At 35.4% G+C, this 15,619-nt stretch carries 18 protein-coding genes; 14 read left to right on the forward strand and 4 right to left on the reverse strand.

Annotated features, from left to right (window positions below; translation table 11 throughout):
• The first annotated feature begins 67 nt into the window (after positions 1-67).
• From DT250_RS10430 to DT250_RS10455, 6 genes are all read left to right on the forward strand, one after another.
• The gene (locus DT250_RS10430) at positions 68-1,900 is read left to right on the forward strand and encodes a bifunctional homocysteine S-methyltransferase/methylenetetrahydrofolate reductase (protein ID WP_149213030.1); all 1,833 of its coding nucleotides are present in this window, start codon (positions 68-70) and stop codon (positions 1,898-1,900) included.
• Positions 1,900-5,298: a methionine synthase gene (metH, locus tag DT250_RS10435; RefSeq protein WP_149213031.1), complete on the forward strand. Its 3,399-nt coding sequence runs from the start codon at positions 1,900-1,902 to the stop codon at positions 5,296-5,298. Before DT250_RS10430 ends, metH begins: the two co-directional genes overlap by 1 nt.
• Positions 5,299-5,316: 18 nt before the next feature.
• Positions 5,317-6,375 (forward strand): undecaprenyldiphospho-muramoylpentapeptide beta-N-acetylglucosaminyltransferase, encoded by a 1,059-nt coding sequence (gene murG, locus DT250_RS10440; RefSeq protein WP_088064408.1) that lies wholly within the window; start codon positions 5,317-5,319, stop codon positions 6,373-6,375.
• 96 nt (positions 6,376-6,471) lie between these two features.
• Positions 6,472-6,732 carry a DUF3966 domain-containing protein gene (locus tag DT250_RS10445; protein WP_000817963.1) on the forward strand — a complete coding sequence of 87 codons (261 nt, stop codon included), beginning with the start codon at positions 6,472-6,474 and terminating at the stop codon, positions 6,730-6,732.
• A gap of 94 nt (positions 6,733-6,826) precedes the next feature.
• Positions 6,827-7,201, forward strand: coding sequence for a nucleoside 2-deoxyribosyltransferase (locus tag DT250_RS10450; protein ID WP_001012499.1), 375 nt, complete (start codon positions 6,827-6,829; stop codon positions 7,199-7,201).
• Between the two features lie 79 nt (positions 7,202-7,280).
• The gene (locus DT250_RS10455) at positions 7,281-7,769 is read left to right on the forward strand and encodes a hypothetical protein (RefSeq protein ID WP_000764275.1); all 489 of its coding nucleotides are present in this window, start codon (positions 7,281-7,283) and stop codon (positions 7,767-7,769) included.
• Positions 7,770-7,867: 98 nt separating this feature from the next.
• Here the strand turns inward: DT250_RS10455 and DT250_RS10460 are convergent, their stop codons facing one another.
• Positions 7,868-8,179, reverse strand: a complete 312-nt coding sequence (locus tag DT250_RS10460) for a hypothetical protein (protein WP_001093232.1) — start codon at positions 8,177-8,179, stop codon at positions 7,868-7,870.
• Positions 8,180-8,432: 253 nt separating this feature from the next.
• On the opposite strand from DT250_RS10460, the gene DT250_RS10465 reads away from it, so the two are divergent.
• Entirely contained in the window at positions 8,433-8,648 is a 216-nt protein-coding gene (locus DT250_RS10465; RefSeq protein WP_001008334.1) for a DUF3912 family protein, read from the forward strand.
• Between the two features lie 216 nt (positions 8,649-8,864).
• Here DT250_RS10465 and DT250_RS10470 read toward each other — a convergent pair whose 3' ends face one another.
• The 3 genes from DT250_RS10470 to DT250_RS10480 form a co-directional block, all read right to left on the reverse strand.
• Positions 8,865-10,259 carry an L-cystine transporter gene (locus tag DT250_RS10470; RefSeq protein ID WP_048562307.1) on the reverse strand — a complete coding sequence of 465 codons (1,395 nt, stop codon included), beginning with the start codon at positions 10,257-10,259 and terminating at the stop codon, positions 8,865-8,867.
• 106 nt (positions 10,260-10,365) lie between these two features.
• The gene (locus DT250_RS10475) at positions 10,366-10,608 is read right to left on the reverse strand and encodes a DUF2626 domain-containing protein (RefSeq protein ID WP_149213032.1); all 243 of its coding nucleotides are present in this window, start codon (positions 10,606-10,608) and stop codon (positions 10,366-10,368) included.
• Between the two features lie 125 nt (positions 10,609-10,733).
• On the reverse strand, positions 10,734-11,429 hold the full coding sequence (locus DT250_RS10480; RefSeq protein ID WP_000434122.1) for a helix-turn-helix transcriptional regulator: 696 nt from the start codon (positions 11,427-11,429) through the stop codon (positions 10,734-10,736).
• Positions 11,430-11,634: 205 nt separating this feature from the next.
• Here DT250_RS10480 and comGA point away from each other — a divergent pair, with 205 nt between their 5' ends.
• From comGA to comGG, 7 genes are read left to right on the forward strand one after another with little or no spacing between them, the layout of a single operon-like run.
• Complete coding sequence (comGA, locus tag DT250_RS10485) at positions 11,635-12,678, forward strand: competence protein ComGA (RefSeq protein WP_149213033.1); 1,044 nt, start codon at positions 11,635-11,637, stop codon at positions 12,676-12,678.
• Positions 12,671-13,702, forward strand: a complete 1,032-nt coding sequence (gene comGB, locus DT250_RS10490; protein ID WP_137010973.1) for a competence type IV pilus assembly protein ComGB — start codon at positions 12,671-12,673, stop codon at positions 13,700-13,702. The genes comGA and comGB overlap by 8 nt, the downstream gene beginning before the upstream one ends.
• 11 nt (positions 13,703-13,713) lie before the next feature.
• The gene (gene comGC / locus DT250_RS10495) at positions 13,714-14,013 is read left to right on the forward strand and encodes a competence type IV pilus major pilin ComGC (RefSeq protein WP_088064405.1); all 300 of its coding nucleotides are present in this window, start codon (positions 13,714-13,716) and stop codon (positions 14,011-14,013) included.
• Positions 14,010-14,465, forward strand: a complete 456-nt coding sequence (comGD, locus tag DT250_RS10500) for a comG operon protein ComGD (RefSeq protein ID WP_000810391.1) — start codon at positions 14,010-14,012, stop codon at positions 14,463-14,465. Before comGC ends, comGD begins: the two co-directional genes overlap by 4 nt.
• The gene (locus DT250_RS10505) at positions 14,458-14,760 is read left to right on the forward strand and encodes a competence protein ComG (protein ID WP_149213108.1); all 303 of its coding nucleotides are present in this window, start codon (positions 14,458-14,460) and stop codon (positions 14,758-14,760) included. Before comGD ends, DT250_RS10505 begins: the two co-directional genes overlap by 8 nt.
• On the forward strand, positions 14,730-15,200 hold the full coding sequence (gene comGF / locus DT250_RS10510; protein WP_097907746.1) for a competence type IV pilus minor pilin ComGF: 471 nt from the start codon (positions 14,730-14,732) through the stop codon (positions 15,198-15,200). The genes DT250_RS10505 and comGF overlap by 31 nt, the downstream gene beginning before the upstream one ends.
• Positions 15,197-15,568, forward strand: a complete 372-nt coding sequence (comGG, locus tag DT250_RS10515) for a competence type IV pilus minor pilin ComGG (protein WP_046956345.1) — start codon at positions 15,197-15,199, stop codon at positions 15,566-15,568. The genes comGF and comGG overlap by 4 nt, the downstream gene beginning before the upstream one ends.
• Positions 15,569-15,619 lie beyond the last annotated feature (51 nt).

Genomic DNA, 15,619 nt, shown 5'->3' on the forward strand with positions numbered 1-15,619 from the left:
GAACAATTATGTCCCCCTCTTCAAAGTGAAGAGGGGGTTTTTATATTGATAGAAATGAGGGAGATTTGTGAAATTACTAGATTTATTATCAAAAGGAATTGTAATAAGTGATGGTGCGGTTGGGACGTTATTACATTCACATGGTTTGCAAAGTAGTTTTGAAGAATTGAATATATCTGATCCAGATTTAATTATATCGATTCATAAGCAATATGTAGCTGCTGGGGCTGATGTGATTCAAACAAATACGTACGGAGCAAATGAAGCGAAATTACGTATGTATGGTTTAGAAAATCAAGTTACTGAAATTAATAGAGCCGCAGTAAAACTGGCGAAAGCATCTGTTATAGACAGAAATGCAATTTTAGGAACAATTGGTGGTATGAAACATATCGGAGCTGTTACGACAACTGATATGGAAAGAGAATTTATGTTACTGGAACAGGCAAGTGCATTACTAGAAGAACAGGTTGATGGACTGCTATTAGAAACTTTCTATGATGAGTTTGAATTACTTCATGCTGTTCAGGTGTTACGAAAACAAACGAATATTCCAATTGTAGCTCAATTAGCATTGCATGAGGCAGATACAACTCAAAATGGAAATGATGTAAATGAAATATTAAAACAGCTTTTAGATTACGGTGCAAATGTCGTTGGATTGAACTGTCAACTAGGGCCACTTCACATGACGGAAGCTTTTAAAATGATATCGATTCCGCAAAATGGCTACTTGTCAGCATATCCGAATGCAGGTCTCCCAAATTATGTGGAGGGACGTTACGTATATGAGGGAAGTCCAGCTTATTTCGAAGCGATGACACCGAAATTTATTGAGCAAGGTATTCGGTTATTAGGTGGTTGTTGTGGCACGACTCCAGAACATATTGAAAGTATGAAACGTGCAATTGCAAATGTTACACCTGTAATAGAAAAGGATACGATTCAAAGACCGAAAGTAGTTCATACACACGAGAAACGTTCAAAAGCTCATGTCACATTAGCAGAGAAAGCAAAAAAACAAACGACAGTAGTAGTGGAATTAGATCCACCGAAAACGTTAGATACGCAGCGATTTTTTGAAGGCGCAAGAGCATTGAAAAGAGCTGGGGCAGATGCTATTACTCTAGCAGATAATTCATTAGCATCGCCTCGCATCTCGAATATGGCAATGGGGGCATTATTAACGAAGCACGATATTCCGGTATTGACGCACTTAACGTGTAGAGACCATAACGTCATCGGACTACAATCTCATTTACTAGGCCTATCAGCGTTAGGTATGGAAGAGGTGTTAGCTTTAACTGGGGATCCAGCACGCGTTGGTGATTTTCCAGGTGCCACTTCTGTATATGATTTGTCCTCTATTGAGCTCATTAAAATGATTAAAGAAATGAACGACGGGCGCTCGATTTTAGGGAAATCAATTGGTCCAGCAACAAGGTTTTCAGTGGGAGGTGCGTTTAATCCGCATGTAAGACATTTAAAAGCAGCGGTTAAGCGAATGGAACGGAAAATAGATGCTGGAGCGGAATATTTCTTAACTCAGCCAATTTATGATATCGCGTTAATTGAAGAAGTGTATGAAGCGACAAAGCATTTGGAACAACCTATTTTTATTGGGATTATGCCATTAATAAGTAAAAGGAATGCAGATTTCCTTCATTTTGAGGTACCGGGTATTACTCTACCTGAAGAAATAAGGGAGAGAATGGATGGACATGAAACGAAAGAGGCAGCAATTGAAGAAGGGATTCGCATTTCACAAGAATTGATCGATGCGGCGATGAAATATTTTAACGGCATTTATCTTATTACACCATTTCTAAAATATGAAATTACAGAACATCTTGTTAAATATGTGAGAGAAAAGCAAGAAGTGAAAGAAGGTATTAATTGATGAAATGTATAGAAGAAAAATTACAAAATAACATCTTAATATTAGATGGTGCAATGGGAACAATGATCCAGCAAGAGGACTTAACTGCGGAAGATTTCGGAGGAGAAGAGTACGAAGGTTGTAATGAATATTTAGTAGAAACAAGGCCTGATGTCATTTTAAAGATTCATAAAGCTTATATTGAAGCTGGAGCAGATATTATTGAAACAAATACATTTGGGGCGACAAACATTGTATTAAGTGATTATGAGTTGTCTCATTTAGATGAGGAATTAAATGAGAAGGCAGCACGTTTAGCGAAGCAAGCGGTCAAAGCAAGCGGGAAGGAAGTATATGTTGCGGGAGCAATGGGACCAACAACGAAAGCGATTAGTGTTACAGGTGGTGTGACGTTTGAAGAATTAATTGAAGCCTATACACGGCAGGCTAGAGGCTTATTGAATGGCGACGTAGATGTATTACTCGTTGAGACGAGTCAAGATATGCGTAACGTGAAGGCTGCTTATATTGGAATTCAAGCAGCTTTTGATGAGCTAAATAAAATTGTACCTATTATGATTTCAGGAACGATTGAACCGATGGGAACGACTCTGGCCGGGCAAACAATTGAGGCTTTTTACTTATCAGTAGAACATATGAAGCCATTATCTGTTGGATTAAACTGTGCGACCGGTCCGGAGTTTATGAGAGACCATATTCGTTCACTATCTGATTTGTCGGAGTGTTACATTTCTTGTTATCCAAATGCAGGTCTTCCTGATGAAGATGGACATTATCATGAATCTCCATCTTCTCTCGCTGAAAAAGTGAAGCGATTTGCTGAAGAAGGATGGGTTAATATTATCGGTGGTTGTTGTGGCACAACACCAGACCATATAAAAGCAATAAAATCCGCGTTAGCTTCTCTTAATCCACGTGAACACCACGAAAGAGCTGGACACGGGGTTAGTGGATTAGAGGCACTTCAATATGATGACTCTATGAGACCATTATTTGTTGGTGAAAGAACAAACGTTATTGGGTCACGTAAATTTAAACGATTAGTAGCAGAAGGGAAATTTGAAGAGGCTGCTGAAGTCGCAAGAGCGCAAGTGAAGAAAAATGCTCATATTATTGATATTTGTATGGCAGACCCTGATCGCGATGAAATAGAAGATATGGAAAACTTCTTGGCAGAAGTTACGAAAGTGTTAAAAGTACCGATTATGATTGATTCAACAGATGAAAATGTGATGGAGCGAGCTCTTACTTATATTCAAGGAAAAGCTGTTATTAATTCAATTAATTTAGAAGATGGAGAAGAACGATTTAAAAAAGTGACGCCGCTTCTTCGGAAATATGGTGCTGCTATTGTTGTAGGAACAATTGATGAAGATGGTATGGCGGTTAGTGCAGAACGAAAACTCGAAATCGCGAAAAGAAGTTATGAGTTATTGACGACGAAATATGGTATACGCCCGTCAGATATTATTTTTGATGCACTTGTATTTCCTGTAGGTACAGGTGATGAAGAATATATTGGTTCAGCGGCAGCGACGATAGAAGGAATTCGCCTTATTAAAGAAGCCTTGCCAGAGTGTTTAACGATTTTAGGTGTAAGTAACATATCTTTTGGTTTACCACCAGCTGGCCGAGAAGTATTAAATTCCGTCTTTTTATACCATGCAACGAAAGCAGGATTAGATTACGCAATTGTGAATACGGAAAAATTAGAACGGTATGCGTCAATTCCAGAGGAAGAAAAACGTCTTGCTGATGCACTACTTTTTGAAACGACGCAAGAGACGTTAGAAGAATTTACAAATTTTTATCGCGCGGCAAAAAAGAAAGATGTCGTTACCCAAGAAACATTAACTCTTGATGAAAGGCTGGCAAATTACATTGTAGAAGGTACGAAACAAGGACTACAAGAAGATTTAAGCCTTGCACTTACAGAAGGAAGAAAACCTTTGGATATTATTAATGGCCCACTTATGACAGGAATGGATGAGGTGGGACGATTATTTAATAATAATGAGCTTATCGTTGCCGAAGTATTGCAAAGTGCTGAAAGTATGAAAGCTGCCGTAAGCTATTTAGAGCCACATATGGAATCTAGCGAGAGTGCGAAAAAGGGGAAAGTATTATTAGCAACTGTTAAAGGTGACGTACATGATATTGGGAAAAACCTCGTTGAAATTATTTTATCGAATAACGGATATGAGATTATTAATTTAGGAATCAATGTTCGTTCGGATCGAATTGTTCAAGAAGTACAAGAAAAGAAGCCTGACATTATTGGTCTTTCTGGTTTATTAGTAAAATCAGCGCAACAAATGGTAACGACTGCTGAAGATTTAAAAGCTGCAAATATTGATGTTCCAATCGTTGTAGGCGGGGCAGCGTTAACGAGAAAATTTACAGAAAATCGTATTTCACCATCATATAAAGGGCTCGTATGTTATGCGAGTGATGCGATGACTGGTCTTGATATTATTAATAAGCTTCAAAAAGAAGAAGAGCGTGAGAAGATGAAACAAGATAAAAAAGAGCGTCATCTTCATATCGTAAAAAAAGAGGAGAAGAAAGTAGAAATTCCAGCAGTAATTGAGCCATTACCGAAGGCAGAGGTTATGATACCTGATTCAACAAAACGAATTGTATTACGTGATATTCCAGTTGCACATCTCGCTCCATTTTTAAATAGACAAATGCTACTTGGACATCACCTTGGATTAAAAGGAAATGTGAAGAAGCTTTTGCGAGAGGGAGATAAGAGAGCACACGAATTAAATGATTTAATAGATGAATTATTGCAGGAAGGACAATCTTGGTTAAAACCGAAAGCGGTGTATCAATTTTTCCCAGCGCAAAGTGACGGACAAAACATTGTAATATATGATCCAGAAGATCATACGCGTGTTATAGAGCGTTTCACATTCCCAAGACAAGGAAAAGCACCATATCGTACTTTAGGTGATTATTTACGACCAGTTGGAGATGAGATGGACTATGTTGCTTTCCTATCTGTTACGGTTGGGGAAGGCGTTCGGGACATTGCTGAAGAGTGGAAGGCGAAGGGTGATTATTTACGCAGCCATGCGATCCAATCGTTAGCGCTTGAACTAGCAGAAGGTCTTGCTGAAAAAACACATATGCTCATTCGTGATCGCTGGGGTATTCCAGATTCATTAGAACTGACGATGGAAGAACGTTTCCGTACGAAATATAGAGGGATACGAGTGTCTTTCGGTTATCCAGCATGTCCAGAACTTGCGGATCAAGAAAAGTTATTTCGCCTTATTCATCCAGAAGAAATAGGTATTTCATTAACAGAAGGATTTATGATGGAGCCAGAAGCATCTGTGACGGCTATGGTATTTTCTCACCCTGAGGCAAGATATTTTAGTGTATTATAGTGTAGAAGGGGGAGACGTATGAAGAAAATAGTCTTTACAGGTGGCGGTTCGGCAGGGCATGTAACACCTAATTTAGCCATCATTCCACATTTACAAGAACAGAATTGGGATATCTCGTATATTGGTTCTCATCAAGGGATTGAGAAAACGATTATAGAAAAGGAAGGCATTCCGTACTATAGTATTTCAAGTGGAAAGCTACGTCGTTATTTTGATTTAAAAAATATAAAAGATCCTTTTCTTGTAATGAAGGGTGTTATGGATGCGTATGTAAGGATTCGAAAACTAAAACCGGATGTGATTTTTTCAAAAGGTGGTTTCGTATCTGTACCAGTCGTAATTGGAGGCTGGCTAAATAGAGTCCCTGTTTTATTACATGAATCTGATATGACGCCAGGACTAGCAAACAAAATTGCGCTCCGTTTTGCTTCGAAAATATTTGTTACATTTGAAGAAGCTGCGAAACATTTACCGAAAGAAAAAGTAATCTATACAGGATCTCCTGTACGTGAAGAAGTGCTAAAGGGAAATCGTGAAAAAGGTTTAGTGTTTTTAGGTTTTTCACGTAAAAAGCCAGTTATTACAATTATGGGAGGAAGTTTGGGCGCAAAGAAAATTAATGAAACGGTTCGAGAAGCGTTACCAGAACTTCTGAAAAAATATCAAATTGTTCATCTTTGCGGAAAAGGTAATCTTGATGAAAGCTTACAAAATAAAGAAGGATATAAACAATTTGAATATATACATGGGGAACTGCCAGACATATTAGCGATAACAGATTTTGTTATTTCACGTGCGGGCTCTAATGCCATTTTTGAGTTTTTAACATTGCAAAAGCCGATGGTTTTAATTCCGCTATCGAAATTTGCAAGTCGTGGAGATCAAATACTAAATGCAGAGTCTTTTGAAAGACAAGGATATGCTTCCGTATTGTATGAGGAAGATGTGACTGTGAAATCACTTATAAAGCATGTCGAAGAATTAAATCAAAATAATGAGATGTATAAAACAGCACTAAAAAAATATAATGGAAAAGAAGCAATTCAAACAATCATTCAACATATTTCAGAGGCATGATGAAACAATCATGTCTTTTTTAGTAGGATGAAAGATTCCAAGGATTGATATTTTTATGTTACAATAACAAATGGATTAGTAGGGAAATTCCAATTAATGAAGCGTGAAAATACGAATGGATTAGGAGTGACTGTGTTGGAGCTAAGTCTCTATGAAAATACTGCACTTATTATATGCTTTGTGTTGTACGTTGGTAGTGTTATTGTTTATATTTCAAGGAAATTTTCGCAAGAAAGAGAGCTTGAAAAATCAGAAATAACAGCTGAACTAGAAATGTTAGCTGATGAAAGTTATAAAAAGAAGAAAATAAAAGAAGAGCATGAAGAATCCCATCATTTAAACGCAAATAAGTTTTAAAGATGGGGATTTTTTTTTGAAGTCGTTCTTTATTATGTTTATAGCAAGTAACGCTAAAAGGAGTTTCCCGTACATAATGAAGGAGTGTATATAAATGAATTTTTATGTCGCCTCAGGATTCCAAAATAAACATCTTGTACGTTCTATAGCAAATGAACTGAAACATGCAGGATGGCACCATACATATGATTGGACAAGAAACGAAAGAGCAGTGAATCAAGATCAATTAAGAGAAATTGGGCAGGCAGAAAAGAATGCTATTAAAGAAGCGGATGTCTTTTTACTTATATTAGATGGCGGAAACGGGAGCCATACAGAGTTTGGAATGGCGATTGCGCTAGAGAAAAAGATATATGTATATCATGAAAGAAACCCGCTTCAAACAACGTTCTATCATTTGCCAGAAATAAATATTTTTGAAGGAGATGCAACTGAATTTGCATCTTATGTTATGAATCATGTGAAATAATAGTAACGACCTAAAAGGTTATAAAAGTGATCTTTTGGGAACAGTGATGATAAGAAACGTATATAAAGGAGTATATAATATGAAATTAGAAAATGGATGGGAAACGAGCTTTTTAGAAGTTGTACAAAATAGTGAATTTAAGAAAGAGGCCGTTCTTAGTCAATTGCTTTGTGAGGATAGTGAAGAAGTAGAAGAGCTTGTGGATGATTACGGATATGAAGAGATTATTGAACGCGAACATGATGATGAATTAGCAGAAGTTTTAGGTGAAGAACTTTTCGATGAGATGGAACGACACGTATTCTTATCTTCACAGCCAGAAGAAAAACTTATTTCATTCGTAAACGGATTAGGTTTTCATGTGTTAGATTGGATCGTTCTTCTTGAAACAGAATTTGGCATTGATAGTGTACACTTTACGTCGGACGCCGTGAAAATGTTAGAAAAGCGCTTTAGACAATTTCCATACATAGAGGATAAGACGATATTTGATATGACATTTGGAGAAGCAATGGATGTATTAGAATCCATTACAGGATTACAACTGAAGGAAAAGATGAACGTATAATGTAAAAAAAAGAACGCTCACGTTCTTTTTTTTCAATTGAAGGAAAAGATGAACGTATAATGTAAAAAAAAGAACGTGATATTCTCACGTTCTTTTTTTTACATTATAATAATTTTGTCATCTAGTTTTGTTTGTCCGCTAAGAAGTGCGTTTAAATATTCCACTTTTCTTATACAGGCCTGTATATGTCTTTCAACCTCTTGTAACTCTGCTTGGTGATGTGTTTCAATCGGATGAATTTGTACGTTGAATTTTTCAAATTGACTACTATATGTTATTTCTGCATAGCCGCTCATAATATCCATTTCGTTATGAAATAAAAATTGTTTCGTTTTGTCACAGAATGATACATTCTGAAAGCCATATACTTTTAATGCGTCAATTACTTTTTTAATCATTTTTGTATTCATTTTTTTAACCCTCTTTGCGAAGTTCTACTTATATATTATAACATAAAAAATTACATAGAAAGCGCTTCCAAGTGTATTTTATTATAAACTTTACGTTTCAATCACAAAAATGAAACAAAGAAAAAATAATTGTAAAGAAGGGAGGACTCTTTTATTGTTTCGTCATATATATAGAGAAATAGTGCAAGGAAAGGAAAATTTCCGAATTTGAGTTCGTATTTCAAATTTAAGCGCAATAAAAGAGGTGAGAGACTTGAACTTTGATATTGTAGGACAAAAAGCATATATAAAAGATGGACCGCATCGGAACCGAATTGGAATTGTAAAGAACAGCGAGACAAAATTAGAATCGCAGTTTGCTATTGTAATTGGAGAACAAATCATTGATGTAGAGCTAAAGGATATCGTGTTAGTTGGAGTAGACGTAGGACAATTTCATAAATGGTGCGAACAAAATGGTTATTTGTGAAAAGGACGGGCTGTGAGATAATGAAGTATATTTGAGAAAAGAGAATATGTTATTGTATTCTCTTTTTCTATGTGTAAGGAGATAGAAATGAAGTATAAAGAACGAGATTTTACATAGTGTTTGAAACAATATGTTATGCCTTATGTATAAAAGACAAAGAGGAAGATGAAAAGAACTAAAAAAGGACGCTAACAGTTTTTGTTAGCGTCCTTTTTATTATGAAGCAATTTCACCAGTTTTTGTATCATCTTGATTGTACGTATCTTGATCTAATTCACCAAGCCATTTACTAGAAATAAGACCTGCTGTCATAGAACCACTTACGTTAAGAGCTGTACGACCCATATCGATTAATGGTTCAACTGAGATAACAAGAGCGACAATACCGATTGGTAAGTTCATTGTAGATAGTACGATTAACGCTGCGAATGTTGCACCACCACCAACACCGGCAACACCGAATGAGCTAATCGCAACGACAGCGATTAAAGTTAAAATAAATTGTGGTTGTAATGGATCGATTCCTACAGTTGGAGCGACCATCATTGCAAGCATTGCTGGATAAATACCTGCGCAACCGTTTTGTCCGATAGATACTCCAAATGATGCTGCGAAGTTTGCAATCCCTTCGGAAATACCAAGCTTTTCTTTTTGCGCTTCAATATTTAATGGCATTGCACCAGCACTAGAGCGAGATGTGAATGCAAATGTTAATACAGGGAACACCTTTTTTAAATATTGAATTGGATTTAAACCAGATAGAGCAATTAATAATAAGTGGATAACGAACATTACGATAAGTGCCACGTAAGACGCTAACACGAAGTTACCAAGTTTTAAAATAGCATTAATGTCGCTACCAGCAACTGTTTTTGCCATAAGAGCTAATACGCCGTATGGAGTAAGACGTAAAATTAATGTTACCATACGCATTACGATTGCATATACAGCATCAAGCATTTTCTTAAATAGTTCTGCTTGTTCTGGATATTTTCGTTTTACACCTATAAAGGCGATACCGATAAAGGCTGCAAATATTACAACAGAAATTGTTGATGTTGGACGAGCTCCTGTTAAATCAAGAAACGGATTTGTAGGTAACAGCTCTAATAATTTATCTGGAATTGTTGTTTTTTCAATAGAAGTAAATCTTTCTTCAACTAGTTTCAGACGAGCAGATTCTGCATCACCTTGTTGCAGGCCTGTTGCAGATACATCAAATCCTGCACTTGCGGCGATACCGACAGCTGCAGCGATTCCTGTAGTAAGAATTAAAATTCCGATAATAAGACCACTAATTTTACCAAGGTTTTTCGTTAACTGTAATTTTGTAAAGGCTGAAATAATAGATACTAAAATAAGTGGCATAACGATCATTTGAAGTAATTTCACATAACCGTTACCGATCAAGCTAAACCAAGTATTTGATTCAATAATTACTTTAGAAGTTGGCTCATAAATAAATTGTAATATAAGACCGAATATAATTCCGACTCCTAAAGCAGTAAATACACGTTTATTAAAAGATACATGCTTACGTTGCATATAATATAATACGCCAACTAAGATGAGCATGACTGCAACGTTAATTCCGACAAGCAGTGTATTCATGTTGATTCCCCCTAATTCCAATCTGTTATATAGAATATAAGGTAATAAAACCTATAAGTCAACTAGGGAATTGCGGAATTAAAAAAAAGATGGCAAAATGCCATCTTTAATGTCCAGCTCCAGGGACAAGTAAAAACGTCGTGTAGTATGTAAATCCTATGAAGAAAACAGTTAAATATGCCCCGAATACGTATATATACATACGCTCTGTTAAATTTAAATAGCTTAAAAGTACGAAGAAACCTGTTTGTCCTAAAAATAGTAGTGCGGCCTGTTGCATATCCCCTACGTAAAACATAACCGAGAAAATTCCAGTCCAAAAGCTGAGAACGCGAAACATGCGCTCCATGCCATCTCCCTCCTTTTCTAAAAAAAGTAAACCTCTCCTCATTATAGTTTATTTTTCTTACTATTGTAAATATTCATTCATATAAAAAGAAGCCAATTATAATTGGCTTCTTTTTATATGAGAAATTAAATTGTTAGTTTATAATTACAAGATTTACATCCATCTAGTAGACTATCGTTTCGAGTTAATTCCGTGTTAGGGAATAGGATTTCAAAAATCCCTTTCATCATATCTCCGTGCATATTACAAATTTCAGTTGGGTGATGAACAGCAACTTCTTTAAATGGACAATTGTGCACATCATAGAAAATTTTCGTTCCATCTGCACTTAATTCAAATGCAGGTGATAAACCAGCTGTTGAGAAAGCTTCTTTTGCAATTTGGACTTTTTGCTCTACTGTTAAAGCATCTTCGTTCACATGTAAACGCTGCATATGTTGTTGCATTAACTCGGCCCCGAATTGTTTTCCCGTTTCGTATAGCGCTTTTTCACCAGCGGCGCCAAGGCTAAGTAAAGAATTAAATGCTATTCTTGCTAACAATTGATAATCGCGGAATGGAAATTGTAATTGAATCACATCTTCAGATAATACATATAATCTACTTGGTCTTCCGCCTTTTCCAGTTTTCTTCGTTTCCGATTTCAGCATATGAACATCTTCTAATTTAGATAAATGTAAACGTGCTACGTTTGGATGAATGTCAAACTCATCTGCAATTTCTTGTACAGTTACGTAACTATGTTTTTGAGAAATATATTTATAAATGTAATAACGAGTTGGGTCAGATAATACACCTGTAATTTTTAAAGCTTGTTCCATGAGGATCTCCACCTTTATCACTTTATCCAAGATAATAACATTATAATACAGATAAACATAAGTATAGGTAATTTCAGACAATAATTCGGAAATTGTTCATAATTTCACAAACATATTTTTCCTTTTTCCTCTATTGAAAATACAAAAATACCGATTTTTCTTATGAATTTTTTCATGCTATATACATAGTGGGGAGGGAAAAATGATGAATGGAATTGAAATTTTTGCGAATACGATTTTGAAAGAGGCGTGCAGGGTACAAGCTTCGGATTTACATATTGTGCCCCGGAAGAAGGATGTAGCGGTTCAACTGCGTATAGGAAAAGATTTAATGACGAAACACTGTATCGAAAAGGAATTTGGAGAAAAACTTGTTTCACACTTTAAATTTTTAGCATCCATGGATATAGGGGAGAGACGGAAGCCACAAAATGGTTCACTGTATTTACAAATGGATGGACAAGAAGTGTATTTACGCCTTTCCACGCTTCCAACCGTATACCAAGAAAGTCTCGTTATTCGTCTTCATTTACAAGCATCTATTCAGCCGTTATCTCATCTTTCGTTATTTCCAAGTACAGTGAAAAAACTACTCTCTTTTTTACACTATTCACATGGGTTACTCGTATTTACTGGACCGACTGGTTCGGGGAAGACAACAACAATGTATGCATTATTAGAGGTAATTAAAAAAAAGAAAACACGTCGCATCGTTACACTTGAAGATCCAGTTGAAAAAAGAAATGACGATGTATTACAAATTCAAATAAATGAAAAAGCAGGTATCACATATGAGGCGGGACTAAAGGCCATTTTACGTCATGATCCAGATATTATTTTAGTCGGTGAAATTCGTGATGAAGAAACAGCGAAAATCGCTATAAGAGCAAGTTTGACTGGACATTTAGTAATGACGACACTGCATACTAGTGATGCGAAAGGGGCGATACACCGATTTATGGATTTCGGTATAACGAGGCAAGAGATTGAACAATCTTTATTGGCTATAGCTGCACAGCGACTTGTCGAATTGAAATGTCCGTTTTGCCAAAGAAAGTGCTCAACTTTATGTAAATCAATGAGGCAGGTAAGACAAGCGAGTATTTATGAGTTGTTATATGGATATGAGTTAAAACAAGCAATTAAAGAAGCAAACGGGGAATGTGTCACGTACAAGCACGAAACATTAGAATCTTCGATACGAAAAGGATACGCTTTAGGATTTTTAGAAGAGGATGTGTATGTTTAAGAAAATATGGAGTTTAAGTGATCAAGTAGTATTGCTGAAACGATTAGGAGAACTATTAGAAAAAGGATACTCCCTTTTGCAGGCATTAGAATTTTTACAGTTTCAATTACCTTTAGAAAAGAAAGTACAATTGCAGCGCATGATTGATGGATTAAAAGATGGAAAAAGTCTACATGATTCTTTTCATCAATTAATGTTTCATCAGGAGGTGTTAAGTTATTTATTTTATGCTGAGCAACATGGTGATATTTCTTTTGCGTTGCAACAAGGGAGCGCACTTCTTTATAAAAAGGATAAGTATAGGAAAGATATGATGAAAATAATGCAGTATCCTATGTTTTTGGCGTTCTTTTTAATAATCATGATTTTTGTTTTTAACCGCATTTTATTACCGCAGGTTGACATGGTATATAGTTCATTCGGTTCTACAGCACCGTTACTTACAGAACAAATATTAAGTGCAATTAAGCTGCTACCCAGCCTTATTTTTAGCACTATTTTTATCATTATGATTGGATGTAGTGTATATATGTTTTACTTTCGGAAACTCCCGCATATGAAGCAGGTAAAAATTATGCTTCGTATCCCCCTCGTAAAAACATTTCTTATTTTAAAGCATTCACATTATTTCGCCACTCAATTGAGCGGTTTATTACAAGGTGGACTATCAGTACTTGAGGCCCTAACAATAATGATGGAGCAAAATTATCATCCGTTCTTTCAATATGAAGCGGGTCGAATTGAACGCCAATTAATTGCAGGAGAACCGTTGCAATCTATTATTGCTAAAAGCGGATATTATGAGGAAGAACTTTCTTATATTATTACGCATGGACAAGCAAACGGTAATTTGGCGCTTGAATTAGGTGACTATAGCGATCTTATTATGGAAAAGATGGAGCAAAAAGTTAAACGTATGTTAGTGATCATTCAACCAATTTTATTTACGTGTATTGGAGGAATAGTCGTTCTTATGTATTTAGCGATGATTATGCCAATGTTTCAAATGATGAATTCTATTTAGGAGGCATTTACATGCAGAATGAAGAAGGGTTTACCCTTTTAGAAATGTTATTAGTTATGGTCGTCATAACTGTACTATTACTATTAATTATTCCGAATGTAGTTACACAGCGTTCATCCGTCGAAGGAAAAGGATGTAAAGCCTATGTGAAATCTATAGAAGCTCAAATACAAGCATACCATTTACAACATAATAAAATTCCCTCGCTAAAAGAGCTAAGGGATGAAAAATATATTACAGCTGATGAGTGTCCGAATGGTGAAGCCATTCATATTTCAAATGATGGCACAGTAACAACTGGGAAACTGTGAAACAAAAAGGTTTTACTCTGTTAGAAATGCTACTCGTTCTATTTGCAATTTCTGTACTAAGTATGGTCACGTATTTTAACGTACATTCATTACATGAAAAACAAAAAGTGGAACAATTTTTAAGACAGTTTTCAAACGATATTTTGTATATGCAACAATTAGCGATAAACCGTCAAAAACACTATACATTACGATGGTATAAAGATAGACATACGTATTATATAGGGGAGCTAAGTGAGAATCTTACTATCATTAAAAGAGAATATGATAGCGATATACAAATTGATTTGAATACTTTTCCAAATCCGATGACATATAATCCGAGTGGAAATATTAATAGAGGTGGCACTATTTTACTTTCGTATCGAAGTTATAAATATGAGATTGTATTTCAGCTTGGGAGAGGGAGATTTACGTATCGTGAAATGTCAAAAAGGGTCAGTGATGGCTGAGATGCTTGTAGCATTAAGTATAGTAATGATGGCAGTATCTATACTACTTCCGCAAACAGTATTCGTTATGCAAGAACGAAAAAACATACAAATTCGTTATAAAGCATTTGTATTATTAAAAAGGGAAGCAGCTTTATATATGTATGAGAATGGGGCGAAACGACCGCAAGAAAAAGTCGTAAACGGAAATGTATATTACACATATTGGGGAGGAAATGAAGTTTGTGCTATGTGGAAAGATGTGAAAGGAAGAATGATGGAACAATGCTTTTATGCAGGAGAAAAAATAAATTAGAAGTTGGGTTTACATTAATAGAAATGATCGTATGTTTTTTTCTGTTATCACTGTTCTTTTTACTCTTGCCACGTTTAAATTTTATTGGAATAGAAAACAACCAATCAAAAGGATTAAATAATTGGGAATGGGATGTGTTTATAGGACAAGTACAGTTAGAGTTTCGTAAAGTATCTTTTGTAGAAAAAATAGTCCCTGAAAATAAAGATAATCTTTTGCGCTTCCGTCTTCGCACTGGAGATGAAGTGACGTATGAAAAATTGAATAATCATCTTATAAGAAAAGTGAATATGCGCGGAAGAGAAGTTATATTGCAAAATGTTGAAATGGTTTCGTATGAAGTAACACCTCATTTGCTCTTTATAAATGTGAAAGATATGAGTGGGAAAATATATGAAGGTGTAGCTGTCAGGTATAGCGAAATGGAAATAAATATATGAGAAAACAAGATGGATTTACGATGCCAGGAACAATCATTTTTCTTGTATTATTAACTTCGTTCTTTGTATACGAAACGAATATGTTGCTTATAGATAAAAAATTTTATATTGAAATAGAGCAAAAGTTTGTACTGGAGGAACTACTAAATCGATCTATTACAAATATAAAAAAAGACTTACAGCAAAAAGAAAAGGAAGATACTTTTTTCTTTCAATATGAAAAGGGCGAAGCAAGTGGGAATTACGTCTTTGAAAACGATGTTATACTCGTTTCGTTGCAGTGCAAAATAAAACAAGAAGTTTTCTACAAGGTTAGTTTCCGGTATAGAAAAAAGGATGAGAAAATATTCGATTGGATAGAAGGATAGTATGTAAAATATACGGATGAAAACCATAATTTCTTATTTTAAAATAGGTTA

The organism is Bacillus sp. AR2-1 (assembly GCF_008368755.1).
Taxonomy (GTDB): Bacteria; Bacillota; Bacilli; order Bacillales; family Bacillaceae_G; genus Bacillus_A; species Bacillus_A wiedmannii.

Coding starts and splice junctions, on each gene's coding strand:
- metH (WP_149213031.1), top strand. CDS start 1,900: ATGAAATGTATAGAAGAAAAATTACAAAATAACATCTTAATATTAGAT.
- murG (WP_088064408.1), top strand. CDS start 5,317: ATGAAGAAAATAGTCTTTACAGGTGGCGGTTCGGCAGGGCATGTAACA.
- DT250_RS10445 (WP_000817963.1), top strand. CDS start 6,472: ATGAAGCGTGAAAATACGAATGGATTAGGAGTGACTGTGTTGGAGCTA.
- DT250_RS10450 (WP_001012499.1), top strand. CDS start 6,827: ATGAATTTTTATGTCGCCTCAGGATTCCAAAATAAACATCTTGTACGT.
- DT250_RS10455 (WP_000764275.1), top strand. CDS start 7,281: ATGAAATTAGAAAATGGATGGGAAACGAGCTTTTTAGAAGTTGTACAA.
- DT250_RS10460 (WP_001093232.1), bottom strand. CDS start 8,179: ATGAATACAAAAATGATTAAAAAAGTAATTGACGCATTAAAAGTATAT.
- DT250_RS10470 (WP_048562307.1), bottom strand. CDS start 10,259: ATGAATACACTGCTTGTCGGAATTAACGTTGCAGTCATGCTCATCTTA.
- DT250_RS10475 (WP_149213032.1), bottom strand. CDS start 10,608: ATGGAGCGCATGTTTCGCGTTCTCAGCTTTTGGACTGGAATTTTCTCG.
- DT250_RS10480 (WP_000434122.1), bottom strand. CDS start 11,429: ATGGAACAAGCTTTAAAAATTACAGGTGTATTATCTGACCCAACTCGT.
- comGA (WP_149213033.1), top strand. CDS start 11,635: ATGAATGGAATTGAAATTTTTGCGAATACGATTTTGAAAGAGGCGTGC.
- comGB (WP_137010973.1), top strand. CDS start 12,671: ATGTTTAAGAAAATATGGAGTTTAAGTGATCAAGTAGTATTGCTGAAA.
- comGC (WP_088064405.1), top strand. CDS start 13,714: ATGCAGAATGAAGAAGGGTTTACCCTTTTAGAAATGTTATTAGTTATG.
- DT250_RS10505 (WP_149213108.1), top strand. CDS start 14,458: ATGGCTGAGATGCTTGTAGCATTAAGTATAGTAATGATGGCAGTATCT.
- comGF (WP_097907746.1), top strand. CDS start 14,730: ATGCTTTTATGCAGGAGAAAAAATAAATTAGAAGTTGGGTTTACATTA.
- comGG (WP_046956345.1), top strand. CDS start 15,197: ATGAGAAAACAAGATGGATTTACGATGCCAGGAACAATCATTTTTCTT.